This is a genomic window from Streptosporangium sp. NPDC048886, from assembly GCF_055586905.1.
On sequence record NZ_JBVJHH010000027.1, the window covers coordinates 1,458 to 24,578 of the forward strand.

At 70.6% G+C, this 23,121-nt stretch carries 24 protein-coding genes; 12 read left to right on the forward strand and 12 right to left on the reverse strand.

What is annotated here, in order from left to right; all coding sequences use genetic code 11:
• Positions 1 to 268 (reverse strand): hypothetical protein (locus tag ACZ6R6_RS29920; protein ID WP_470098873.1); only part of this gene is annotated, 268 nt, incomplete at its 3' end.
• A 19-nt stretch (positions 269 to 287) separates the two neighbouring features.
• Between ACZ6R6_RS29920 and ACZ6R6_RS29925 the strand changes: the two genes are divergently transcribed.
• Positions 288 to 587, forward strand: a complete 300-nt coding sequence (locus ACZ6R6_RS29925) for a hypothetical protein (protein WP_470098875.1) — start codon at positions 288 to 290, stop codon at positions 585 to 587.
• 78 nt (positions 588 to 665) lie between these two features.
• Here ACZ6R6_RS29925 and ACZ6R6_RS29930 read toward each other — a convergent pair whose 3' ends face one another.
• Genes ACZ6R6_RS29930 through ACZ6R6_RS29940 form a run of 3 tightly spaced genes read right to left on the reverse strand, consistent with a single transcriptional unit; the run spans position 666 to position 2,215 of the window.
• Complete coding sequence (locus ACZ6R6_RS29930) at positions 666 to 1,088, reverse strand: YbaB/EbfC family nucleoid-associated protein (RefSeq protein ID WP_306864858.1); 423 nt, start codon at positions 1,086 to 1,088, stop codon at positions 666 to 668.
• Positions 1,085 to 1,897 (reverse strand): hypothetical protein, encoded by an 813-nt coding sequence (locus ACZ6R6_RS29935; protein WP_470098877.1) that lies wholly within the window; start codon positions 1,895 to 1,897, stop codon positions 1,085 to 1,087. The genes ACZ6R6_RS29930 and ACZ6R6_RS29935 overlap by 4 nt, the downstream gene beginning before the upstream one ends.
• Positions 1,898 to 1,912: 15 nt before the next feature.
• On the reverse strand, positions 1,913 to 2,215 hold the full coding sequence (locus ACZ6R6_RS29940) for a hypothetical protein (RefSeq protein WP_470098879.1): 303 nt from the start codon (positions 2,213 to 2,215) through the stop codon (positions 1,913 to 1,915).
• Between the two features lie 206 nt (positions 2,216 to 2,421).
• Between ACZ6R6_RS29940 and eccB the strand changes: the two genes are divergently transcribed.
• Complete coding sequence (gene eccB, locus ACZ6R6_RS29945) at positions 2,422 to 3,876, forward strand: type VII secretion protein EccB (RefSeq protein WP_470098881.1); 1,455 nt, start codon at positions 2,422 to 2,424, stop codon at positions 3,874 to 3,876.
• Between the two features lie 146 nt (positions 3,877 to 4,022).
• Here eccB and ACZ6R6_RS29950 read toward each other — a convergent pair whose 3' ends face one another.
• A complete protein-coding gene (locus ACZ6R6_RS29950) occupies positions 4,023 to 4,463 on the reverse strand; it encodes a YbaB/EbfC family nucleoid-associated protein (RefSeq protein ID WP_451929485.1) in 441 nt (146 codons plus the stop codon).
• Positions 4,464 to 4,622: 159 nt separating this feature from the next.
• Between ACZ6R6_RS29950 and ACZ6R6_RS29955 the strand changes: the two genes are divergently transcribed.
• Together ACZ6R6_RS29955 and ACZ6R6_RS29960 are read left to right on the forward strand one after the other, a co-directional pair.
• A complete protein-coding gene (locus ACZ6R6_RS29955) occupies positions 4,623 to 4,922 on the forward strand; it encodes a hypothetical protein (RefSeq protein WP_470098884.1) in 300 nt (99 codons plus the stop codon).
• 24 nt (positions 4,923 to 4,946) lie between these two features.
• Positions 4,947 to 5,744 carry a hypothetical protein gene (locus ACZ6R6_RS29960; protein WP_470098886.1) on the forward strand — a complete coding sequence of 266 codons (798 nt, stop codon included), beginning with the start codon at positions 4,947 to 4,949 and terminating at the stop codon, positions 5,742 to 5,744.
• Between the two features lie 66 nt (positions 5,745 to 5,810).
• Here the strand turns inward: ACZ6R6_RS29960 and ACZ6R6_RS29965 are convergent, their stop codons facing one another.
• Positions 5,811 to 6,674, reverse strand: a complete 864-nt coding sequence (locus ACZ6R6_RS29965) for a hypothetical protein (protein WP_470098888.1) — start codon at positions 6,672 to 6,674, stop codon at positions 5,811 to 5,813.
• 12 nt (positions 6,675 to 6,686) lie between these two features.
• Complete coding sequence (locus ACZ6R6_RS29970) at positions 6,687 to 7,874, reverse strand: hypothetical protein (protein ID WP_470098890.1); 1,188 nt, start codon at positions 7,872 to 7,874, stop codon at positions 6,687 to 6,689.
• A gap of 323 nt (positions 7,875 to 8,197) precedes the next feature.
• On the opposite strand from ACZ6R6_RS29970, the gene ACZ6R6_RS29975 reads away from it, so the two are divergent.
• The 7 genes from ACZ6R6_RS29975 (at position 8,198) to ACZ6R6_RS30005 (ending at position 13,609) form a co-directional block, all read left to right on the forward strand.
• The gene (locus ACZ6R6_RS29975) at positions 8,198 to 8,536 is read left to right on the forward strand and encodes a WXG100 family type VII secretion target (protein ID WP_306864839.1); all 339 of its coding nucleotides are present in this window, start codon (positions 8,198 to 8,200) and stop codon (positions 8,534 to 8,536) included.
• Positions 8,537 to 8,575: 39 nt separating this feature from the next.
• Positions 8,576 to 8,881 carry a WXG100 family type VII secretion target gene (locus ACZ6R6_RS29980; RefSeq protein ID WP_470098892.1) on the forward strand — a complete coding sequence of 102 codons (306 nt, stop codon included), beginning with the start codon at positions 8,576 to 8,578 and terminating at the stop codon, positions 8,879 to 8,881.
• Between the two features lie 81 nt (positions 8,882 to 8,962).
• Positions 8,963 to 9,322 (forward strand): hypothetical protein, encoded by a 360-nt coding sequence (locus ACZ6R6_RS29985; protein WP_470098894.1) that lies wholly within the window; start codon positions 8,963 to 8,965, stop codon positions 9,320 to 9,322.
• Positions 9,323 to 9,389: 67 nt separating this feature from the next.
• Entirely contained in the window at positions 9,390 to 10,934 is a 1,545-nt protein-coding gene (locus ACZ6R6_RS29990; RefSeq protein ID WP_470098896.1) for a WXG100 family type VII secretion target, read from the forward strand.
• Positions 10,931 to 12,853, forward strand: a complete 1,923-nt coding sequence (locus ACZ6R6_RS29995) for a hypothetical protein (RefSeq protein WP_470098898.1) — start codon at positions 10,931 to 10,933, stop codon at positions 12,851 to 12,853. The genes ACZ6R6_RS29990 and ACZ6R6_RS29995 overlap by 4 nt, the downstream gene beginning before the upstream one ends.
• Before the next feature lie 10 nt (positions 12,854 to 12,863).
• Positions 12,864 to 13,274 (forward strand): YbaB/EbfC family nucleoid-associated protein, encoded by a 411-nt coding sequence (locus tag ACZ6R6_RS30000; protein WP_470098900.1) that lies wholly within the window; start codon positions 12,864 to 12,866, stop codon positions 13,272 to 13,274.
• Positions 13,271 to 13,609, forward strand: a complete 339-nt coding sequence (locus ACZ6R6_RS30005; protein WP_470098902.1) for a hypothetical protein — start codon at positions 13,271 to 13,273, stop codon at positions 13,607 to 13,609. The genes ACZ6R6_RS30000 and ACZ6R6_RS30005 overlap by 4 nt, the downstream gene beginning before the upstream one ends.
• Positions 13,610 to 13,740: 131 nt before the next feature.
• Here ACZ6R6_RS30005 and ACZ6R6_RS30010 read toward each other — a convergent pair whose 3' ends face one another.
• From ACZ6R6_RS30010 to eccD, 4 genes are all read right to left on the reverse strand, one after another.
• On the reverse strand, positions 13,741 to 14,301 hold the full coding sequence (locus tag ACZ6R6_RS30010; protein ID WP_470098904.1) for a type VII secretion system-associated protein: 561 nt from the start codon (positions 14,299 to 14,301) through the stop codon (positions 13,741 to 13,743).
• Between the two features lie 14 nt (positions 14,302 to 14,315).
• Positions 14,316 to 15,389: a scabin-related ADP-ribosyltransferase gene (locus ACZ6R6_RS30015; protein ID WP_470098906.1), complete on the reverse strand. Its 1,074-nt coding sequence runs from the start codon at positions 15,387 to 15,389 to the stop codon at positions 14,316 to 14,318.
• Between the two features lie 13 nt (positions 15,390 to 15,402).
• Positions 15,403 to 15,882 (reverse strand): YbaB/EbfC family nucleoid-associated protein, encoded by a 480-nt coding sequence (locus ACZ6R6_RS30020; RefSeq protein WP_470098908.1) that lies wholly within the window; start codon positions 15,880 to 15,882, stop codon positions 15,403 to 15,405.
• 95 nt (positions 15,883 to 15,977) lie between these two features.
• Positions 15,978 to 17,423 (reverse strand): type VII secretion integral membrane protein EccD, encoded by a 1,446-nt coding sequence (eccD, locus tag ACZ6R6_RS30025; RefSeq protein ID WP_470098910.1) that lies wholly within the window; start codon positions 17,421 to 17,423, stop codon positions 15,978 to 15,980.
• Positions 17,424 to 17,571: 148 nt separating this feature from the next.
• Here eccD and eccCa point away from each other — a divergent pair, with 148 nt between their 5' ends.
• Positions 17,572 to 21,621: a type VII secretion protein EccCa gene (gene eccCa, locus ACZ6R6_RS30030; RefSeq protein WP_470098912.1), complete on the forward strand. Its 4,050-nt coding sequence runs from the start codon at positions 17,572 to 17,574 to the stop codon at positions 21,619 to 21,621.
• Positions 21,622 to 21,774: 153 nt separating this feature from the next.
• Here the strand turns inward: eccCa and ACZ6R6_RS30035 are convergent, their stop codons facing one another.
• Positions 21,775 to 23,112: a hypothetical protein gene (locus ACZ6R6_RS30035; protein WP_470098914.1), complete on the reverse strand. Its 1,338-nt coding sequence runs from the start codon at positions 23,110 to 23,112 to the stop codon at positions 21,775 to 21,777.
• Positions 23,113 to 23,121: the final 9 nt, after the last annotated feature.

Below are 23,121 nucleotides of genomic sequence, written 5' to 3' on the forward strand. Positions count from 1 at the left end.
CCACCAGACCGGCGCAGCCGACCAGGACGGCCACCGCGCAGCCCACCAGGACCGCGCAGCCCACCAAGTCAGCACAGCCCACCAGACCGGCGCAGCCGACCAGGACGGCCACCGCGCAGCCCACCAGGACCGCGCAGCCCACCAAGTCAGCACAGCCCACCAGACCGGCGCAGCCCACCACCGCCGCGCCGAAACCGGCGCAGCCGACGAAGACGGCCACCGCCGCGCCGAAGCCGACGAAGTCGACACCGCCGCCCTCGCGTCCCAACCCCTACACCCCGCAGCAGGTGTGCGGAGCCGGCTTCGCCGTCCAGCGCTCCGGCTCCTTCAACGGCGGCACCACCTACCAGCTCTACAACTCCGCCACCGGCTCCAACTGCGTGGTCACCATGAAGACCGCCAGTGTGGGCACCGCCACCTCGGTCTGGGCCACCCTGGAGGTCCAGGGCGGCGGGAGCAGGACCGACCGAGGCAACTTCGAGTACTACGCGGGCCCGGTCATCCTGCCCGCCAAGGGCAAGTGCGTCCGCTTCTCCGGCGGCGGCCCCGGCGGCAGCACCGGCGCCGACTGGGCGAACTGCGGATGAGACCCGGGGGACGGCCGAGTCCTCGGCCGTCCCCCGGGTCCGTCCCGGCTCCCGGCCGGGTCTCTCCGCCCTGCGGGCTCAGCCCTGGCTGTTCAGGTCGCGCAGGGTGCGGGCCAGGTCCTCGCCGATCTCCTCGAACCGCCGGCGGGCGCTGTCCATGTCCAGGGCGACCGGCTCCCCGCCCGTCGCCTCCCTCAGCAGCTCCTCGTTCTGGCGCTGGGCGGCGTCCTGGGCGGCCCGGACGGCCTCGGTCGCGGCCTCGGCGATCGACTGGCTGTCCAGGCGCGTGATGCGCGGGTCGAAGGTGATCTGCTGGATCCGGCCGGTGCCGTCCACCAGGGCCCGGGCCAGGCCGTCGGCGCCGAAGCCCTCTCCCGTGACGGCCGCCAGCTCGCCGTAGACGCCGCCGAGCCGGCCCAGCGTCTCCTCGCTCCGCCGTACGACCTCTTCCAGGTCCTCCAGGCTCTCCAGCTTCAGGTCGTCGGCGTTGAAGTTCGTCACTTGTACTTCTCCGGGAGTTCTTTCTTGGGCGACAGCCATTCGAAGCCCGCGTGCGGCGGGAGCTGGGGCTGCTGGCCGGGCTTCTGGACGGGAGGCTCCTGGAAGGGCGCCAGTCCCTTGATGTCGATCTTGGCCTTGGTGAAGTCGATCTTCGCGCCCTCGGTGGGCTCCAGGTTGAACGCCTGCAGCCACGCCTTGCCGGAGAAGTAGATCGACATGCTGCTGGCCCCCGCGGCGACGACCTTCCCGAGCGCGGCGGTCGAGGCGGCGATGACCTTGCTGGCCATGACGCCGAGCATCCGCAGGTTGAGCGCGGCGTTGCCCGCGTAGGGCGTCGCGAGCATGGCGGCGGCGATCGAGGCGAGGAAGAGCAGGGTCCCGGCGACCTTGGCGATCGCCAGCCAGTAGGCGCGGTAGGAGTCGCCCAGCTCGTCCACGATCCCGGCGATCGTCTTGATGTAGGCGCGCAGGCTCTCCAGCGCCTCCTGGTAGCGCTGGACGGCGTCGTCGAAGGCGTCACGGTCCTCGGCGATCCAGCCGTCCTTGTTCTTGTTCAGCAGGGCGGCGGCGTAGCTCTTGTTGGCGGTGTCCAGGCGCGCGTGGATGGAGTCCCAGTTGTTGTAGATGTCGGCCATCCCCGGCACGTTGGCGACCGCGGTCGTCGCGATCGCCACGCCCGCCCAGACCGTGGGCGCCAGCCGGGCCCCCTTCTCCAGGCTGCTGAGCACCTTCGTGGAGTTGACGAGCACGCCTCTGGCGCTCTTGCCCGCGGTCAGCGGGCTCGGCTTCTTACCCGGTGGTACCGGCATGTCGGCTCTTCCGGGTCACGTGTAGACGACGGTGCTGTTGTCCTCGGCGCGCTGCCAGTTGATCCTGGCGTTGTCCAGCGTCTCCTGCCAGGACTCCAGCACGTCCACGGCCTGCATGAACTTCTCCCTGACGTCCTTCTGCACGTCGCGGTAGCGGAGCCCGACCGCCACCTCCCCGACGAGGCCCCAGCCGAGGCCGTCCAGGTTGGTGCTGTCCACCATCCGGCGCAGCTCCGTGACCTTCGGAAGGACGTCCTCGCCTATCTCCTTGCGGATCCCCTGGATCGCCTTCGACGTGACGTACCTGTCCTGAGTCATGCTGCCTCCCCGATCAACAACCGTTCCGGAATATCTCCTATCACCCCGTCCTGGCTGTCCCGCGCCCCCATCTGGCCTGTTCAGCATGGTTTCGATGATCGGAAACTTCGCGGACAGCCATTGTTCACCCGTCACACCGGTGCGGCCGTCCGGTGATCACGCTTCTATGCTGTGGGCTACCGCGCACCCGGCGAGGCGGAGGTGGGATGCAGACCCGTCGCGATCTTTACCAGGCGTACAAGCTGATGACCCAGCGCCTGGGAATGGCCCTGCTCCAGGGCGAACCGGACCTTCCCGAGTCGCCGATGCGCAGGCACAACGTGGCGATGTTCGGCAGCGTGCTGGTCGCGGTGCTGGTGACGGCCGTCTTCGGCATATTGGGGCTGCTGTGGCCCGGCAACGCGACCAAGCTCACCCAGCCGGGGACCCTGATCGTGGAGGAGGAGTCGGGCGCGACCTTCGTCTACAGCGCCCCGCAGGGGAAGATGATCCCCGTCGACAACGTGACCTCCGCCCGGCTGCTGCTGGGTGAGGGGGAGGTGAAGGTCCGCACGGTCACCGCGGCCTCGCTCGCGGGGTTCCCGCGCGGCGCGCTGGTGGGCATCCCGGGCGCCCCCAAGTCCCTGCCCGCCCACGACCGCCTGGTCCGCACCCCCTGGTCGGCCTGCGTGGTGGAGGGGGTGGACGCCAACGGCGAACGCCGCCCGTACACCTCGCTGGTCGGCGGCCTCGACATCGGCGGCAGGCCGATCGGGGCGGACACGGGCATGGTCGTCGAGGAGGGCGGCCAGGTCTGGCTGCTCTGGTCGGACCAGCGGATGCGGGTGCCGGCCAAGAGCATGCCGGCGCTGACCCAGGAACAGCCCCGCCAGGTCCCCTCCGCCTGGCTCAACGCACTGCCCATCGGACCCGACTTCGAGAGCCCGTCCATCCCGGGTCTCGGCACCGCGGCGCGCGGGCCCGACGGCAGGAGGTCCGCGGTCGGCAGGGTGTTCACCGTGCCGTCGATGACCGGCGGGGCCCCGAAGTGGTACGTCCTGCTCGCCGACGGCCTGGCGGACCTCACGCCCACCCAGGCCGCCCTGCTGCTGGGGGACCCCGCCATCAAGAAGGCGTACGGCCGCACGAAGCCGTTGCCGGCGGACCTGGCCCCCGCGGAAGCGAACGGGATGAAGCGCTCAGCCACCAAGCTGGGCGGCGAGGAGCTCCCCCCGACCATGCCGAAGATCACCACGGCGCCGCCGACGAGCCCGCTCTGCGCTGTCTACGCCAACACCGAGCGTGGTTCGGCCCGGGCGGCGCTGACGGTGGGCAGCACGGCGCGGATCCCTCCGCCCCCGAAGGGCTGGTTCAACCAGGAGGTGGTCGACCAGGTGGTGCTCCCGCCGGGCCGCGGTGCCCTGGTGGGCCTGCTGCCGGGCAACGGCAGGATGGACGCGATCGGGCCGCTCTTCCTGATCAGCGACCAGGGGCGCCGGCACTCCGTCCCGTCCGCGGACGTGCTGTCGATCCTCGGCTACACCCCGCAGGAGGTCGCCCCGCTGCCGGCGCATCTGGTGCGGCTGATCCCCGAGGGCCCGGTGCTCGACCCGGCGGCCGCGAGGGCTCCCATCCAGGTCAGCCAGCCGGCGCCGGTCCGCTCCCCGGGGGCGCAGGGATAGCCCCACCGGGCGGGCACGGACCCGCGGACCGGTGATGGGCGGGCCCGCGTTCCGGCGCCCGCCCCCGGCTCCCCGGTGCCCGCCCCCGGCTCCGTCCCGGACGGGGCGGGGCGGGGCGGGCACCGGATCTCAGGCCGGGCGGCCGCTCAGCCGCGGTCCGACCGTCGCGTGGGCCCGCCCATGCGCTCGTCCATCGACCGGGCGAAGCTCTCGTACGCCTGCGACAACTGATCTTCCGTCTTGGTGAAGTCGATCGGCCCCTGTGGGAGTGGCATGTCCTCCCCCAGCGCACCGCTCAGCAGCTCGCGGGTCTGACGCTCGCCGTCCTCCTGAGCCTGGCGGAAGGCCTTCGTCAGCTCATCGGCCAGCTCATGGCTGTCCAGGCGCATCACGCGCGCGTTGAGCTCGATCTTCTCCACGTGGCCGGACCCATCGATGATCACACTGATCAGGCCGTTGGCGCCCGTTCCCGTGCCGCGGATCTCCCCGAGCTCCTGCTGGACGTCGGCGAGACGCTCCATCGCCTTCTCGGCTTCCTTCCCGATTCTTTCCAGACTTTCCAGATCAAAATTATCGGGATCAAACATCCGCGCCCCCAACCGAACCGTGTGTGATCAAAAGTAACTCAAACCACTCCTGACATGGAAGAAATTAACCGATAGTGTCCCGACAGCGTTAACAACACACCATTAATAAGCAACACCGGGCGAAACGTTCAGTGATACGGACCGGAGGATCGTCACCCCATGGCCCAGGACAAGTACGTCACTTCCTCCGCCATCGCGAACATCCAGCGGAACCTAGGCGAGCGGGTCATCCCGGGACTCCATGAGCTCAAAAAGGACATCGACTCCACCGATGTGGGCTTTCCGGGGTTCGGGCTGCTCGGCATGTTGATGGGCAGTAAATACGCCCAGACGCAGGACGACATCAAGCAGATGGTCGACGACGCCGTCACCACCGTCGACGCCTGGATCTCCGCGCTGGAGACCGTCAAGAAGAACTGGCGCGCCGCCGAGGACGCCAACACCGTCGTCTACCGGTGACGACCGGGAAGAAGGAGGGGACAGATGTCCTTCCCCCTGGCCACAGTGGCCATCGAGAGACTCAAGGCCGCCGCCAAGCTGGACCCCCGGCTCTGGTTCGCGGTGGCCATCGTCACCCCGGCGCTGGCCAACGTCCCGGGCATGGGTGACGCCAAGGCCAACTGGAACGGCCTGGCCAAGGATCTCGAGGTGAAGTACCCCAGCATGGTCGGCAACGCGGTCTTCCTGTCCCGCGGGAACTGGATCGCCGACGACGCCGAGTCCTTCCTGCACGCGACCGCGGTGTTCGGCGGCGAGCTGCAGCGGCTCAGCGGCATCTGTTACAACATGGAGGGCCAGCTCGACAAAGTACGCGGCGCCTACTACGACTACTGGCTGGGAGTCGTCAAGATCGCCGGCGTGGCCCTCCTCTTCGCCCTGACCACCACCGCGCTGGCGGCCACCCCGTGGGGGCTCCAGGCGAGGCTGATGATGACCAAGCTCGCCATCACCGAGAAGATCCTTCTCGCCAAGATGTCGGGGCTCCTGGTGACCCATCTCCAGCTGTCGGGCGACACCCTGGTCAACCTTCTCAAGTCGATGAGCGACCTGTTCAACATCAAGCCCACCGACGGCCTCAAGATCGACTTCAGGCAGGCCGTGATCTCGACGCTTCCGCCCTCCCAGTGGGTGGCCCCCAAGCGCGACGTCCCCGCGCCGTACCAGGTGCCCCCGGCCACGCCTCCGGCCACGCCTCCGAGCACTCCTCCGACCACACCCCCGAGCACGTCCTCGACCACACCTCCGGCCACTCCTCCGACCACGCCCGCCGGCGGCCGCTGACCCCGCCCGCCGACCGGCCCGCGGCCGGCTCGGGGCGGCCACTCGGCGGGCCGCCCCGAGCGGGTGTCACCAGCCGAAGTCCGGCATCAGCGACGGCGTCTCCACCTCGGGCGTCTTGGGCAGGGGGGCGGTCAGCCCTCCGGTGCTCGGATCGTAGTTGAGGGCCTGGGTGAACTCGGGGGTCTTCCCCTGGACGGCGGCCACACCGGGCAGTGACTGGCTCTGCTGGTTGTAGAGGATGGCTATGGCGTTGACGATCCCGGTGATCTTCCAGACGCCCTTCGTGTGCGCGTTCACGATCCGCTGCATGGTGGCCCCGAGCCTGAGCGTGATGCCCAGCGCCTGGCCCTCGGCGGTCGCCGCGAAGGCCGCGGTGGCGCGGGCCAGCGAAACATACGTCGCGAGCCCCGCCAGAACCGTCGCGATGCCCTGGCAGACGACCGCACCCCAGAAGTAGATCTCCGCCGCCACCTCGAGGCTGCCTCCCACGCCCTTGCGGCGGCTCTCGAACAGCGCGAGGTTGGTGTCGAACTCGTTGAAGGCCTTCACGAACGTGTCGTAGGAGGTGCCCACCCACTGCTTGTTGCTGCCGATCTCCCTCACGAGCCGCCCCATCTCCTGCCGGAGGAGGGCGATGTCACCGCCCGCGGCCTGGACCGGGTCGATCATCGGGGGGCGCACCTCCGCGGGCTTGGGATCGGGCTTGGCGCCGGGCTTGAGGAAGAGGGAGGCAGGGCTGGCGAGCGGCTGGACGTGGACGGGCGACCTGTCGTTCCACTGCCCCGCGGCCCGCTCCATCTCGGGCGAGTCGCCGCTCAGCAGCCCCATCTGGAACGTGATGGGCCGCGCGTACGGGATGACGACCGCGGCCATCGCGGCCAGGGCGGTGGCGCCTATGTACATGGCCGGAGCTGAGTCGTACTTCCCCATGGATGTCCCTCCCTACTCGATCACCGCGGGTGCGACGTCGCCGTCGCCGCCCCAGACGCTCTCGTCCTCCGAGAGCCAGGTGGAGCGGTCGCGGTCCTTGTCACCCTCGCCCATTCCGCCGGCCATCGGGGCCATCGGCATCATCGGCATGCCGCCGGCGCCCAGACCGGCCCCCAGACCGCGCCCCAGACCCGCGCCCAGGCCCGCTCCGGCGCCCGCGCCGGTGCCCACCCCCCCGGCGAAGGATCCGACGCCGGCGCGGTTGCCCGTGCCCAGGCCCCCGGTGGACGAGCCGTCCGTCCCCGGCGCCCTCAGGTCCGAGATGTTCGGTGTCCTCGGCGTGTTGAGGGCGTCCGCGATCGACTGCTTGGGGTCGTATCCGGCGAGCTGGGTCTTGAGGGGGTCGTCCAGCCCGTTCCTGCCCTGCGTGCCGTCGTCGAAGTTCGGGGGCTTGGGCAGGTCACCGGCACCTGGAGGCTTCGGCAGATCGTCCTCGCTCGGAGGCTTGGGCAGATCGTCCTCATTCGGAGGCTTCGGCAGATCGTCCTCGCTCGGAGGCTTGGGCAGGTCGTCCTCATTCGGAGGCTTGGGCAGGTCGTCGTCATACGGAGGCTTCTTCAGGTCATCCAGGCCATCGTCATACGGAGGCTTCTTCAGATCATCCAGAGGCTTCAGCAGGTCGTCCTCACTCGGAGACTTCGGAAGATCGCCGAACTTGGGGCCGCCCAGACCCTTCGGATCGAATTTCGGAGTCTTGATGCCCCCGGCGGGGAGCTCGGGGCCGCCCTTCTCCTCCGGCGGCGCCGCGGAACTGGCCTTGTGGGCCTCCTTGGCGTTCGCCACCACACCGTCGAGGGCCCTCTTCCAGGACTCCAGCACATCCTTGGCCTTCGTCAAGGCGTCGGCGGCGCTGTCACGCACCTCGCGGTGCGCCACGTTCAGACCTCCGCCGACGACGCCGAAGGTGAGCACGTGCATGTCGATGGCCCTGGTCCTGCCGCTGAGCTCCGTCATGACCGGAGCGCGTTTACCCATGCTGTCACCGAGACCGATGACCTTGTCGTGCTGCATCTCGAACCCGGAGTCCATCATGCGCGGGTCCACGACACCGGGTTTCGTGTTCGCATTCGGCAGGCCGTAGGAGCCGTAGGGATTGGCTCCGGAGGGGGTGGCTCCCGAGGAGCCGGAGGAGTCGGTCACAGTGCCCTCCACCACGGGGACGGGCCCCGCGAAAGCTGATCGCGTCGATCATGCAGACTACGTCAGCCTTCCGGAGGCCGTACAGGGCGACAAGCCACCAAATAAGGACTTAACGCTCTATATAGGACATAACTCATATGAGTACATGTAAGTTAGCCTCACCTTACGGATTACACATATATCGGATATATATGCAATTGTAATCAAATGTTAACTTGATCAGCCGGTGATGCTGTGACACTTGATCGCTACTGTGGTTTTTCGTCGTCATCGCCTGACCATCCGGGGGCGGGCGAGTGCGAGCAGATCACGTGGAGGTGACCGTGGCGCAGCAGACACAGGTAAGCGAAGCCGACCTGGTGGCGGCCATCAACTGGATCGAGGAGTCCGCAGTGCGGATCCGCGACATCCAGAAGAAGCTTGACACGGCGGGCGCCGAGCTCAAGGTCAACTGGGTGGGCCAGTCGCACGCGGCGTTCGACAAGGTCCACCGGCTGTGGCACCAGCGCATCGACGTCATCCTGGGCAGTCTCCAGACTCTCGCGGAGAACATCGGGTCGAGCAACAAGAACTACGCGGCGTTCAACCAGGAGCGGGAGCAGGCGATCAACCAGATCGAGGCGCTCATCAACGCCGCGGCTCCCGCTCAGTACGGCAAGTGAACACCTCCCCACGCTGCTCTTCGATGACGAACGGAGACCATGATGGTTGATTTCGACGTTACAAAGGTCAACTTCGGCGGCCTGGAGACCGGTGAGGGCGCCTTCCAGTCGGCCTTCAACAGCCTCGTCGGCGAGCTGGAGGACCTGGAGACCAAGCTCCTCCAGAAGACCGCGATCTGGCAGGGCGCCGCGCAGGAGTCCTTCAACGCCACGCGGACGCTCTGGCAGACCGAGGCCAAGGGCCTGTCCGACATCGTGTCGCTGATGGCCAAGAACATCAGCATCACCCGGATGAACATGCAGGACGTCGAGCGGGTCAACGCCGCGATGTTCGACGGCAAGTGATCGAAGGCACATCCGTGCAGCCCTCTCGGCCGCCGAAGGCTGGGAGGGCATGGGGCGTGACCATGAACGGGGAGTTTAGACATGGGTCGCGATGGTGGGATCGAGGTCGCCCACAAGGCCGTCAAGGACGCCAAGATCGACCTCGAGGAAGTACTCAAGATACTCAGCCCCGATCCGAAGGACCGTAAGGCGACCCCCGTCTTCTCCCAGAGCGGGCCCATCCAGCAACTGCTCCAGGACCCCGCGGCGATCGGCGGTTTCTGGCCCGCCGCCCAGGGCTTCCAGACCAGCGTGCGCAACGCCGGGAGCGCGGTCGGCAACTCCTACGTGGAGATCACGACGCAGCTCACGAACGCGATCGGACTGCTCAAGGTGGCGCTCACGCGCCTTGAGACCGCCGAAAAGGCCGGGACCGAGCACGCCGGACAGGCGCAGGTCTGACAGGCGCGGACTGCTCATGCACGACGGGACAGGCAGCATGCCGGTCCGAGGGGACGGGTGAGGCACCGTGGCCGCCAAAGAACTGCCGATCAAGCAGAAGATCGACACATCCGAATTCGACGGCGTCACGCTGGACACGCTGAAGTCCGCGCTCGGCAACGCCAAGCCCGAGCTGATCGAGAGCGCGGCGGGAGAGTTCAGGACGGCGATGGCCAACCTGAAGACCCTCATCGAGTCCCTCGACCGGCACCTCAAGGCCTTCGACGAGCACTGGACCGCCGGCGAGGACGCCAAGGTGGTCAAGGCCCAGCTCCGGCGGATCCGCGAGTCGGCGCAGAACGTGGTCGACACGGTCGTGGCGCCCAATCCCCCCGGGAAGATGGGTCCCTTCGCCCCCCAGGGCATCGCCCCGGCCATGGAGATGTACAGCACCACCCTGAGGGCGTTCAGGGGCGATCACATACCGGATAAAGCGGATAAGGACGTCTCCTTCCTCGAAGGCGCCTTCCAGGGCGGGATGGCCGGCGCCGGCGCCGGCGCCGGCGTGGGGTTCTTCGTCGGCGGGGTCGGCGCCGTGCCCGGGGCGGTCATCGGCGCCGTCGGCGGCACGATCGTCGGTGGCGTCACGTCTCTGTTCACCGACGGGCCCTTCCAGAACATGTTCGGCGAATCGAAGGCCGAGCAGGACCTGAAGGCCGCCAGGGAACACCTGAAGAAGTTGACCGCGGCCACCGCCCAGGTCAACGAGGCCTTCCCGGTCTCGGTCAAGACCGACATCCCGGAGTTCACCCCGCCCGACCTCACCATCCCCCCCGTCCCGCCCACGGGGGACAAGTACGGACCCAACGGCACCGGCTCCTACCCCCCGGGCGGCGGGCAGCCGTACGTCCCGGCCTTCACCATGAACGGCCTCCCGCCGGGCTCCGGGCCGGGCGGGCTGGACGGCGGCCCCGGCGTCCCGGGAGGCGAACTGCCCGGTGGCGGTCTGCCCGGTGGCGGCCTGCCGGGCTGGAACGACCCGGACGGGAACGGCCCCGGCCAGAACGGGCCCGGCTGGGACGACCCCACCGGGAACGGGCCCGGCCAGAACGGACCAGGTCAGAACGGACCAGGCCAGAACGGCCCCGGCGCGGACGGCGGACACCCCGGCGGCCCGGGGACCGGCGGGAACGGCACCCGTCCGGGCGGGGACTCCGGGCAGGACACCAAGCTGGCCGGCTACAACGCGCAGCTCAACGACCTCGCCGGCCAGCAGGGCCACCTGGGCGACACGGGCCGGCAGAACCTGCTGGGCGGCACCGGCCAGCAGGGCTCCTCGGGCAACGGCTCGGCGAACACCGTCACGGGCGTCGGATCCTTCCCGCCGGGGGGCGCCGGCGGTCACGGGGCCGGCGGAGCGGGAGCCGACGCCAGGGGCATGGGCGGCACGCGCGCCCTCGGCGCGGGCACCGGATCGACGGTGCCCGTCGTCCCGCACAGCGCCTCCAAGGCGGACGAGGACAGCGAGGAGCGCTCGCGGACCACCTGGATGCTGGAGGACGAGGACCTCTTCATGAGCGACAAGCCCGTGACGTCGCCCTTCATCAACGGGGCTTCGAAAGGTAAGGCATGAGCAGGAACGACGATTTCGGCGACCCGCCCCCCGAGCTGGAGCTCGCGAAGAGCTGGCCCGGGCTCGTGGAGGCGAGCGGCGCCGACATCAAGGCCGACCACGGGCGGATCAGGCAGATCGCCAAGGCGCTGCGGAGCGAGCTCGACGCGCTGCACGGCCAGAGCCCGGCGTCGATGAGCGCCACCTGGAGCGGCCCCGGCACCCTCGGTGAGATCTCCGGGCTCGGCAACGTGGGCCCCTCCGACACCGGGAAATGGCAGACGGCCGAATACTTCGGCCAGAACGTCGCCCAGAGCTACACGGTGCTGAGCGGCAAGTACTACAAGCTGGTCGAGCACTACGAGGCCCTGGTCGCCGCGGTCGAGAAGGCCGTCGGCAACTACGAGAAGGCCCACGGCGGCGACAGCACGGGAGGCCAGGGCGGCGGTAACGCCGCCGCGGGCGCGCGCGGCTGGGAACCGCTCAGGATCTACTCGGCTCTTTACGGCATCGACGAGGGGCAGCTGACCAGGGCTCAGGTCGAGGCCAAGCTCCAGGCCACCGATCCGGACCGGCTGGAGCGGGCCGGGCAGTCCTTCCGCACCGCCGCGGAGATGCTCGGCTGCAAGTCGGGCGGCAACGGCGGCGGCGAGCTGGGGATCCAGGCCGCGATCAGCAAGAACGCCAAGGAGCTGTCCGAGGCGTGGAACGGCAAGGGCTCGGCCAATGTGCAGGCCGTGCTCCAGAGGCTCCACGGCACGGCGGGAGCGCTCGGCGACGCGATGCTGGGTACCGGCGTGGCGCTGTCCTGGTACGCCGGTCGGCTCAAGCACTACCGCGACACCGTCCCGCCCCTGCTCCTGACTCCCGATCTGAACAGCACCCCCGGCCTGAAGATCGACCCGACCTACACCCTCCCCACGCCGAACACCAGCACCACCCCCTCCGGCACCACCCCCTCCCCGTACGCGCCGCCGTCCCTCCTCCTCCAGCCGGACCCGAACGAGCCGGCCCGGGCCCACCTGCGCAAGTTCAACGAGGAGATCAACACGATCAACCAGTCGATCTCCGAGGGGCTGGCCTTCGATCTCCCCGCCATCGACCCGATCGAGTTCGCCCCGAAGACCCAGCAGAAGCCGATCACCGTGGGCGACGTGAGCCCGACCGACAAGGATTCGGGCGGGGTATGGAACGGCGGCTCCCACAACTCCTCCGGCGGCTCCGGTGGGTCGGGCGGCACCGGCTCCGGCGGCTCGGGCGGGTCGGGCGGCACCGGTGGGTCGGGCGGCTCGGGCGGCCAGGACGGCTCCGGCGGTTCCGGTGGGTCGGGTGGCTCCGGCGGCTCGGGCGGTTCCGGCGGTCAGGACGGCTCCGGCGGCTCGGGCGGTCAGGACGGCTCCGGCGGCTCGGGCGGTCAGGACGGCTCCGGCGGTTCCGGTGGCCAGGACGGCTCGGGCGGCCAGGACGGCTCCGACGACGGCCGGCAGGACGGGACGGCCCCGGAGGCGCCCGCCGTCATCGGCGGCACCGACCAGCAGTCCCAGCAGACCGAGCTGGCCAACGCCCACCAGAACCCCTGGACCGGGCCGAACCCCAACGGCCAGACGGGGCCGAACACGCTGACCAACACCGGGACGGGTCCCAACACGCTGACCAACACCGGGGTGATCCCGCCCATCCGGGAAGGCGGCCCGACCGGTCTCCGCCCCGTCCTCGGCCCCGGCACGATGTTCGGCGGCCAGGGCGGCGGCGCGGCGGCCGCGGCGGAGCTGGGCGTCCTGCGGGCGGGCATGCCCGCGACGGGCTCGCCGTTCATGCCGTTCATGCCGGGGGCCGGCGCCCACGACGAGGGAGCACAGGAGCGCGACCGGACGGTCTACGACCCGGAGGGCGACGTGTGGATCTCCCAGAACCAGACCATCCCTCCCCTGATCTGCTGACCGGGACGAGATGCACCAGGAAGGACAGCGCTTCGGCGACCTGCTGGCCGACAGCGGGCGGCTGCTCTCGGAGCTGGAGAACCTGCAGGATCTGGCGGAACAGCCGCTCCGAGGCAGCGGCCAGGCGGCGGACGGGCAGGTGAGCGCCGTGGCCGGCCCGGACGGACGGCTGTGCGAGCTGAACCTCAACCCGCGGGTCATGCGGATGGCCTCAGAGGATCTCGCGAGGGAGATCCTCACCGCGGTGAACGCCGCTCTCGACGACCTCCGTGCGGGCCTGCCCGACCTGGACGCGGTGACGGCCATGGACCCCGCGGCGCTCGCCGAGAGCCTGGACGGCGTCCACGACGACGTGGTGCGCCGCCTGGAGGAGTTCGCCTCGGGGATCGAGCTCACCGTGCGGCGTCTGGAGGAGCGTTGAGCACCGGCGACGGCGTGATCGTCTCGCACGCCGACCGCCGGAGCGGAGGCATGGGGCTCTCGGCGGCCGGCGCGAGCCAGGCGGAGGGGGTCCGGACCCTGCGCGCCTACCTTGAGGGCGAGGGCGACCCCTGGGGGGACGACGAGCTGGGGAGCATGGTCGGCGCCGCCTACCGCGAGGTGACCCGGCAGGCGCTGGAGGTCTACGACTCACTGGTCGAGCACCGTGTGACGACGGGTGAGAACATCGAGACGACATCGGCGAACTACCGATCGGTCGAGCAGCGGAGCGAGGAGGAGACCGCCCGGCTCCTGCGGGCCGTCCAGCAGGCCTGAGGCCCGCCCACCGCCGGCGGCCGCCGGACCCGCGGGCCGGTCCCACCGATCTGAAAAACGACCACCGCCCGCCAGGGCCGAGGGCCGCCCGCCGCCGACCGCACGGGCCGGTCCCGTAGGTCTGGGCCCGCCTACCGCCGCAGGTCGGCGGAGGACAGCAGCACACCGGCCTGGCTGAAAGGGTTGAGCGCGACACCGACGCCGGGGGGCAGCAGGCCGGCCAGATCGCCGCCGCGGATCCGCTGCCAGCCGGTGGCGCCCTCGGGGAGCTCGCCGGGCAGGTGGGCCTGGGCCGTGTAGACGAACGCCGCCCGTCCCTCACCCGTGTTGAACACGGGGATGCCTCCATCCGGCCCGGCGGCCACGATCACCTGGGCCGCCAGGAGCAGGGGGACGATCTCCTCCCCCGTGGCGTAGCCGGCCGAGCTGAGCTGGACGGCGCCGTCGACGGGGTCGGTCGGCTCGGGGTAGCCCAGCGCCACCGGCGAGGGCCGGTAGTTCGGATTGTGCCGGAACTCTCCGGTGATCTCGCCGCGTTCGTCGGCCCGCCACGCGCCGACGACGCCGTACGGCGGGACCTCGCCCCCGGGGTCGAAGAACGGGTCGACCGCGTAGAGCCACGTCCCGGGGCTGCGCCGGGCCCGTTCGCGCAGTTCGTCGGTGAGCGGCGGGGGCGGTGGGGCGTCGTTCACTCAGATCCTCCTGGTCATGCCCGAGGGTAGCCCGGGTAAGGGTCGTAGTGCGGATTGGGGATGAAGTTCTCCGGCGTTTTGGGCACCCCCTCCGGCCAGGCGCCGGAGATGTATCGCCGGTGCACGCCTCCGGGGAAAGCGATCTCCTGTTCGTGGTGCAGGCGGGCGCCGTTGTTTCCGTAGGTGGAGAAGGTGTCACGGACGTCGATCCCGCCGGGGGCGTCCACCTCGTAGACGTAGCGCCGCGGGAGGACGTTGTCGATGTCCTGGCGCGTGCTGGTGCCCACGAAGGCGGAGGGCCGGTTTCTGTTGACGTAGTCGTCCAGATTGGTCATGGAGGTGTCCCGCGGGAGGAAGCCCTGCTCGAACACCTCCTCCGGCGGCCTGTTGTCGGCCCGGTAGACCGGCTGGCGGTCCCTGCGCCAGATCGGGTACGGGACGATCGACTTCACGTCGACGTTCTTGTCGGCGGCCGACTCCAGATAGTTGTCGGGGCCGCGCAGGGGCGTGGGCGGGCGCTTCGGGGGCTGCGGGCCGGGGGCGGCCTGCTGCCGGGCGGAGGACTTGCGCAGCAGCTTGGAGGCCTGTCCGAACAGCCGGAGCGCGCTCCGTTTCAGCAGGTCGACGATCCGGCGGACGGCCTGCCGTACGGCCAGGCGGGCGCCGCCCACCACGGCGGGGATCGCCGTGAGAGAGGCTCCCGAGGTGGGTCCGGCGGCCGTGACGAGCCGGGACATGTTCACCGCGAACCGGACGATGATGACGATCAGCGCCACTTTCAGGGCGAGCACCGCCATGGCCGTGATCTGCAGGGCGGAGCCGATGAGCATGGCGGCGCTGACCGCGTCGCCGTTGCGGCCCGAGTTCTTCTCCCAGTCCCGCTCGAACGCCCTGACGTCGCCGCCCTCGTTACGGGAGACGGTCCGGACGGCGTGCGCGTCGGCGGCCGCCGAGGCGCGCGCCAATGTCGTCCCGCACGAGATCCACTGCTGCCCGGACTCGTGCATCTTGTCCTCGTCGCACACCGGCCAGGGCACTCCGACGATGTTGGCGAAGGCGGCCAGCTCGGCCGGCGGTTGCAGCGCCAAGTGACGTACGGCCTCAGAGGTCCAGGCGGCGGGCGATGCGGTCGAGCTCGCCCATCGCGTCCTCGAAGGTCCGGTTGTAGGCCGCCTCCGCCTCTCTGACCTGGCCGAGCGCCGCGTCGGGGTCGTTGACGTATCTCATGGGATTGGCCTCCTCCCCGAACGACTCCTCCATGACCTGGCCGATCCGCTCCTGAAGGTCGCGGGCCGCGTCACGGATGACTTCCTTGATCTTCTCGGCGAGCTCGCCCGAGCTCAGGCGCATCGCCTTGGGATTGAGCTCCAGCTCGCGCAGCCCGTCGCCCGTGTACTCCACGGTGACCAGCCCGTCCTCGTCGCGGGCCCGCCCGACCACCGTGGTCAGGGCCTTCTGGACCTCCCCGATCCGGGCGAAGTGCGCCTCGGTGTCCCGCAGGACCTTGTGGATGTCGACGTTCGCGAAATCTCCGAGCTCCGCCACCGGCTGCTCCGTTTCCACCGCGGTCAGGTCGGCCACGTACGTACCGGAAGGCACATTCAGCCACTTCCGCAACAACCTAACCGATTCTTGTACTTCCGGGACACCGACCTGAGGGTCTCTCCGGCCCGCGCTCAGCCCGCCAGACCGCGCACCCAGGAGTAGACGTCCAGCACACCGAGGGCGAGCGGGAACAACGAGACGATCAGCAGGACCTCCAGGATGTCCCCGGCGCGCCCCCAGAAGGGGGAGGGCTTCCCGGACGGCAGCCACAGCCCGATGACCGCCGAGATCACCGCGACGCCCAGCAGCCCCATCACCGCGGCGACCGCCGCCACGCCGCCCGCGCCGGCGACGTGCGAGATCACGAGGGTGACAATCCCGACGAGGCCGGAGGCGATCAGCCAGAGCCGCTGGCCGAGCCCCTGGAAGACCCGGGCCCGCATGATGAGCGTCAGCGACAGCGTCGACGCGGTGGCCACGGCGACCCAGCCGTCGGCCATCGCGAGATACAGCAGGGCGACCAGCGCCACCATGCCGACCCCGGCGACCAGCCCGGTCGCGTAGCGCTGCGCGTGGACGGTGCGCTCCCGGATGGAGGCCCCGTCGATCTGCTGGTTGTCGTTGCGCAGCTCGTCGGCGCTGGTCGGCATCGTGGGCATCGGCAGGCGGGCCAGCCGGAAGGACAGCATCGGGATCAGCGGGCTGAAGGCCAGCAGGATCGCGAGGGTGACCGCGGCGACTCCCGCGGCCGAGGCATCGGAGATCATCACGACGGCGGCGCTCAGCGATCCGGCCATCGAGGCGATCGCGGTGCCGAGGAAGCCCGGCACGCCGTCGGCGATCGCGATCACGCCGATGGTGGCCACGAGGCCGACGGTGGCGAAGGCGGCGAGCATGTTCGGCGCGCCGAAGCCGAACGCGCCCCCGGCGCCCGCCGGCGCCATGAGCCCGGCGAAGAAGCCGTACGGCAGGGCCGCGTAGCCGATCAGCGCGCCCGCGGACGAGTCGCCCACGGCCCGGGACAGCGCGGTGCCCGCGACGATCAGCAGGAACGCGAACACCCCGGCGAGCACCGCGGAGACCGTCCACGGCGGCCCCGTCAGCGCCAGGGCCGCCGAACCGGCGACCAGGACCGCGGTCGCGACCCCCACCCCCACCAGACGGGTGTGCCGGTCGGTCCACTTCCCGTTCCCCTCCGTGACGCCGGTGGCGACCACGTCGGCCACGTCGTCGAACATGGCGGGGGGCAGCACGGCCTCGCGCGGCCTGAGGTAGAGCACCTCGCCGTCGAGCACGCCCAGGGCGCCGAGGCTCTGGCCGATGTCGAGCGGGGGGCCGCCGAGCCGCTGGAGCACCCATCCGGGGGCCGCCGCCGAGTCGCCGCCCACCTCGTCGACCGCGCGCAGCAGGCTCGGCAGCACGTGGGGCAGCGGGATGTCGGCGGGCAGCGCCAGGTCGACCTTCCTGCGGGGGGCCACGATCGTGACGTGGCACAGGGTCGGCAGCGGCGGGGCGAACTGCGCCAGCGCGCTCTGCAGCATCGGCCCCTGAGCGGGCGGTTGAGCCAGCGACCTCACAGTCGTACTCCCTCTCACCACAGGCATCACGGACATCGTGGACATCCACGGATACGGTATCGGGGAGAACGGGGATCATGCGCGACAGCCGCACATAAACGTTTTCTGGTAGGAAAGGACCGCAAACGATCAGGGGGGCGATTCCAGGGTGAGCATCGTCATCGTACGGCGCCCGGAGCGCCGGCCACCGCCCAAGCCGCCGCGGGGCGAGATCCTGCTCGAGTCTCCGCCGGAGATCCCCGAGGTCCAGTCCCAGGGGTTCACCGCGGTGCTCACCTATCTGCCGATGGTCGCCGGCGGCGCCGCGATGGGCCTGATGTTCACCGCCGGCGGCAACTCCAACCCGATCATGTACGTGGCGAGCGGCCTGTTCGCCATATCCATGATGGGCATGACGCTGGGCCAGATCGGCCGCCAGTCCGGTGAGCGCAAGCAGCGGCTCAACGGCCTGCGCCGCGACTACTTCCGCTATCTCTCCCAGGTCCGCAAGAAGGTACGGCGGGCGGCCACGCAGCAGCGCGAGGCCCTCGAATGGAGCGGCCCCGCCCCCGACTCGCTGTGGTGGGTGGCGATGAGCCAGCGCCTGTGGGAGCGGCGGCCCCGCGACGACGACTTCGGCACGGTACGGCTCGGCACGGGTGTGCAGAAGCTCGCCGTCCAGCTGATCCCGCCCGACTCCAAGCCGGTCGAGGACCTGGACGCCCTGTCGGCCGGCGCGCTGCGCAGGTTCGTCCGGGCGCACTCGACGGTCGCCGAGCTGCCGGTGGCCGTGGCCCTGCACTCCTTCGCCCGGATCAGCCTGACCGGCGACCCGGTCGCCGTGCGCGAGCTCGTGCGGGCGATGATCGCCCAGATGACCGTGTTCCACTCCCCCGACGACATGCGGATCATGGTGTGCGCGAGCAAGGAGTGGATGACCCAGTGGGACTGGGTCAAGTGGCTGCCCCACGCGCTGCACCCGGAGGAGACCGACGCCGCCGGCCAGGTGCGGCTGATGGCGGAGAACCTCGGCGAGCTCGACCGGCTGCTCGGCCCGGAGCTGAAGGAGCGCGCGCGGTTCAGGCCCGGCGCCTCCTCCGACGCCCTGCCGTACCACGTGCTGATCATCGACGGCGGCCACGTGCCGCACGACTCCCAGCTCGGCACCGACGCCATCCAGGGCGTCACCGTGATCGACCTGTCCGGGTCGGCGGGACCGATCGAGGAGAAGAACACCCTCCGGCTGGACATCCAGGAGGACGGCTTCTTCATGGTGAAGATCGACCACGCCGGCAAGGAGACCTCGACCCGCCTCGGCGACCCCGACCGGCTGGACTTCCTGCGGGCCGAGGGGCTGGCCCGCCAGCTCGCCCCGCTGCGCGTGTCGACCGCCAAGGGCGGGGAGACGCAGGACGTGCTCTCGATGAACACCTCCCTGACCGACCTGCTCGGCGTCGGCGACCCGACCCGCCTCGACGCGGCGCTGGCGTGGCGGCCCAGGGCCGGGCGCAACCGGCTGCGGGTGCCGATCGGGCTCGGCGTGGACGGGCGCCTGGTCGAACTCGACATCAAGGAGTCGGCGCAGGGCGGCATGGGGCCGCACGGCCTGGTCATCGGCGCCACCGGGTCGGGCAAGAGCGAGCTGCTGCGGACCCTGGTGCTCGGTCTGGCGATCACCCACTCGTCGGAGATCCTGAACTTCGTCCTGGTCGACTTCAAGGGCGGCGCCACCTTCCTGGGCCTCGACACCCTCTCCCACGTCTCGGCGGTCATCACCAACCTCGAAGACGAGCTGCCTCTCGTCGACCGCATGTACGACGCCCTGCACGGGGAGATGGTCCGCCGCCAGGAGCTGTTGCGCGCCGCCGGCAACTACGCCTCCCTGCGCGACTACGAACGCGCCCGCGAGCAGGGCGTCGACCTCAAGCCGATGCCCACGCTGTTCGTCGTGATCGACGAGTTCAGCGAGCTGCTGTCGGCCAAACCCGAGTTCATCGAGTTGTTCGTGATGATCGGCCGGCTCGGCCGATCCCTCGGCGTCCACCTCCTGCTGGCCTCCCAGCGGCTGGAGGAGGGACGGCTGCGCGGCCTGGACACCCACCTGTCCTACCGGGTCGGCCTGCGCACCTTCTCGGCGATGGAGAGCCGGGTCGTGCTCGGCGTCGCCGACGCCTACGAGCTGCCCTCCGCCCCCGGCAACGGCTATCTCAAGTTCGACACCACCGGGATGACCCGGTTCAAGGCCGCCTACGTGTCCGGGTCCTACCAGGTGGACCCCCGTAACGCGGCGGTGCCGGACGGGCAGGGGCCGCTGCGGCAGGTGGTGGAGTACGGCCCGGACTTCGCCCCGGTCCCCGTCGTGGAGGAGCCCAAGAAGGAGCTGACGTCGGCGGACGCGCCCCCCGAGAGGGGCTCGGTCAGCCTGCTCGACATCGTGGTGGAGAGGCTGAACGGCCAGGGACCGCCCGCCCACCGGATCTGGCTGCCCCCGCTGGGCGAGCCCCCGACCCTCGCCCACCTGCTCCCGCCGCTGTCGGCCACGCCGGAGTTCGGGCTCAGCACGACCGGGTGGGGCGGCCGGGGCCAGCTCCACGCCGTCGTGGGCCTCATCGACAAGCCGTTCGAGCAGCGCAGCGACCCGTTCTGGCTGGACATGTCGGGGGCGGCCGGCCACGTCGGCGTCGCCGGAGGCACGCAGAGCGGCAAAAGCACGGTGCTGCGCACGCTGATCACCAGCATGGCGCTCATGCACACCCCGCGCGAGGTGCAGTTCTACTGCCTGGACTTCGGCGGCGGCTCGCTCGTCTCGCTGGAGGGGCTGCCCCACGTGGGCGGGGTCGCCAGCCGTCTCGACGGCGACCGCGTCCGCCGCACGGTCGCCGAGATCTCCGCCCTCCTCGAACAGCGGGAACGCGACTTCACCGAGCAGGGGATCGACTCGATCCTCACCTACCGGCGCCAGGTCGCCGACGGGACGATCGAGGGAGACAAGTTCGGGGACGTCTTCCTGGTGATCGACGGCTGGCTGACCGTCCGGCAGGACTTCGAGTCGCTCGAACCCGTCATCACCGACCTGGCCGGCCGTGGCCTCGGTTACGGCATCCACGTCGTCGCCTCCACCAACAAGTGGTCGGAGTTCCGGGCGGGCATCCGGGACCTGTTCGGCACCCGGGTGGAGCTCAAGCTCGGTGACGCCTACGAGTCCGAGGTCAACCGCAAGTCGGCGCTGGCCGTGCCCGAGGGGGTCCCGGGCCGCGGGCTCACCAGGGAGGGGCTGCACTTCCTGTCCGCGCTCCCCAGGATCGACGGCGTCCAGAAGGCCGAGGACCTGTCCGTCGGCGTGCGCGCGCTCGTCCACGCGGTCAGGGACGCCTGGCAGGGTCCCCCCGCCCCCGGCGTGCGGCTGCTGCCGCCGGTGCTGCCGGCCGAGACGCTGCCCGACCCGGAGCAGACGGGGCCGGGCCGGATCCCAATCGGCATCGACGAGGCCACCCTGGCGCCCGTCATGATCGACTTCGACACCGACCCGCACTTCATCGTGGTGGGCGACACCGAGAGCGGGAAGTCCAACCTGCTCCGCCTGATCACCGAGGGCCTGGTCGCCCGGCGCACGCCGTACGAGGCCAGGATGATCGTGATCGACTACCGGCGGGCGCTGCTGGACTCCGCCGTCACCGAGCACCGCATCGGCTACGCCGCCTCCAGCGCGGCGGCGACGGGGCTGATCAACGACGTGCGCGCCGCGCTGCTCAACCGGCTGCCCCCGGCCGACCTCACCCCCGAGCAGCTCCGGACGAGAAGCTGGTGGCAGGGGGCGGACCTGTACATCGTCGTCGACGACTACGACCTGGTCGCGACCTCGGCGAACCCGCTGCTGCCGCTGGCGGACCTGCTGCCGCAGGCCCGTGACATCGGGCTGCACCTGATCATGTCGCGGGCGATGGGCGGCGTCGGCCGGGCGATGTACGACCCGCTCATCCAGCGGATGAAGGACATGGCCAGCCCCGCGGTGATCCTGTCCGGCAACAAGGACGAGGGCTTCCTGTTCGGCAACGTGCGGCCGCATCCGCTCCCACCGGGCCGGGGCTACTACGTCGACAGGAAGTTCGGCTCCCGGCTCACCCAGACCGCGTACCTGCCGCCGGATGAGCCCCTGCCGCCGGATGCGCCGCAGGAGCCGGAAGGCGAGGCGCAGGAGCCGGAAGGCGAGGCGCGGTAAGGGCGGCGGGCAGCCCGCGCCCGCGGGGGCGTGCGGGCGCGGGCTGCGAGGGCCGGCCTCAGGTCCCGCCGCGGCGGTCGTGACCCGGGGCCGGGGAACCGGTCGTCCACGGCCGCCCGGCCCGTGGCGAGACCGTCCCGGATGGGCGGCCGGTCAGGGCGTGCGCTCGCCGCCCGCGGGGGCGCCGGCGCCGACGGGCGTGGTGGCGCTGGGACGGTCGGACTGGCAGCGCTGCTTCTCGGACGCGGTCATCGGGCCGGTGCGCTGGTAGACCCGGTCGGACAGCTCGACGGAGGGGTGGTCGAGGACGGTGTACAGGCGCCACTCGGTGTGCGGGTCGGCGGGCGCCGGGGTGGAGGTGAACCAGCCCTCGGTGCGCCGGCGGCCGGCCTGGGTCTCGATCCAGGACGCCTCCGAGGGCTGGACGATCTCGGTGACGTTGTGGGTGATGGCGGTGTTCCAGTTGGGGCTGGTCCCGGTGCCGGCGGTGAACTGCTGGGACATGTTGCTGACCGGGGTCCCGGCCGCACCCCCGGGCAGCCCGGCGTTGGCGGGCAGGTCACCGTAGGAGCGTCCGGCGAAGGTGACGGGGCGGTTGCGGGTGAGGGCGTTGCGGGTGCAGTTGATGTAGGTGTCGCCGTTGACCTTCGCGGGCTCGTAGTAGGCGTAGGAGTAGGCCTCCTCCGGGGTGAAGGCGCATCTGTTCGGCGCGCCGGCGCAGTGGTTCACCGCCTCGGCCACCGTCCTGCGGTCATTGCCGTAGAAGGCCTGGGAGGCCGGCAGGGCGGTCTTCGGGGTGGACTTGTCCACCGGGGGCGGGACCTGGACCGCCCGCACGTCGGCGATCATGGGGCCGCAGTATCCGTTGGCGTTGTCGGCGGCGGGCACCTGGGAGGTGAAGGTGAGCAGCGGCTCGTGCTCGCCGGCGGTGAAGGTGTAGGTCTGCCCGGTGCGCCAGACGCCCTTGCCGAGGGTGTTGGTCTTCTTGTCCGGGTCGGGGGCGGTGGTCCGGTTGTCGACCTGACCGCCGGAGCCCTCGACGGTGTAGGACTGGCCCGAGGCGACGGACGCCGGAGTGCAGGCGGTGGCGACGCCCGGACTGTCGTCGAAGGTGACGGTGACCTGGGCGCCGGCGCGCACGCCGCGCAGCCGCTGCTTGAAGGAGTAGGTCGCGGCCGTCGGGAAGCGGAGTATGACGGCCGCCTTGCCGCTCGGGTGCCCGGCGGCCGCGCCGGAGTAGCGCCCGACACCGTACGCGGTGCCGGATCCGTAGGTCGAGCCCACGGACCAGCCCTGGACCGCCGCCCAGTCCGGGCCGGTGCCGGCGAAGGCGGGCAGTGCGAAGTCTCCGTTGATGACGGCGACCTGCCTGCTGTCGAGCCGGGCGGCGTGCGAGGGCTGCGCGACCGCGGGCAGGCCCAGGCACAGGGCACCGGTGACGACGGTGGCCCGGACCGCGCCGGCCCAGACGCGAGTGTGCGGTGTTCTCATGATGATCTC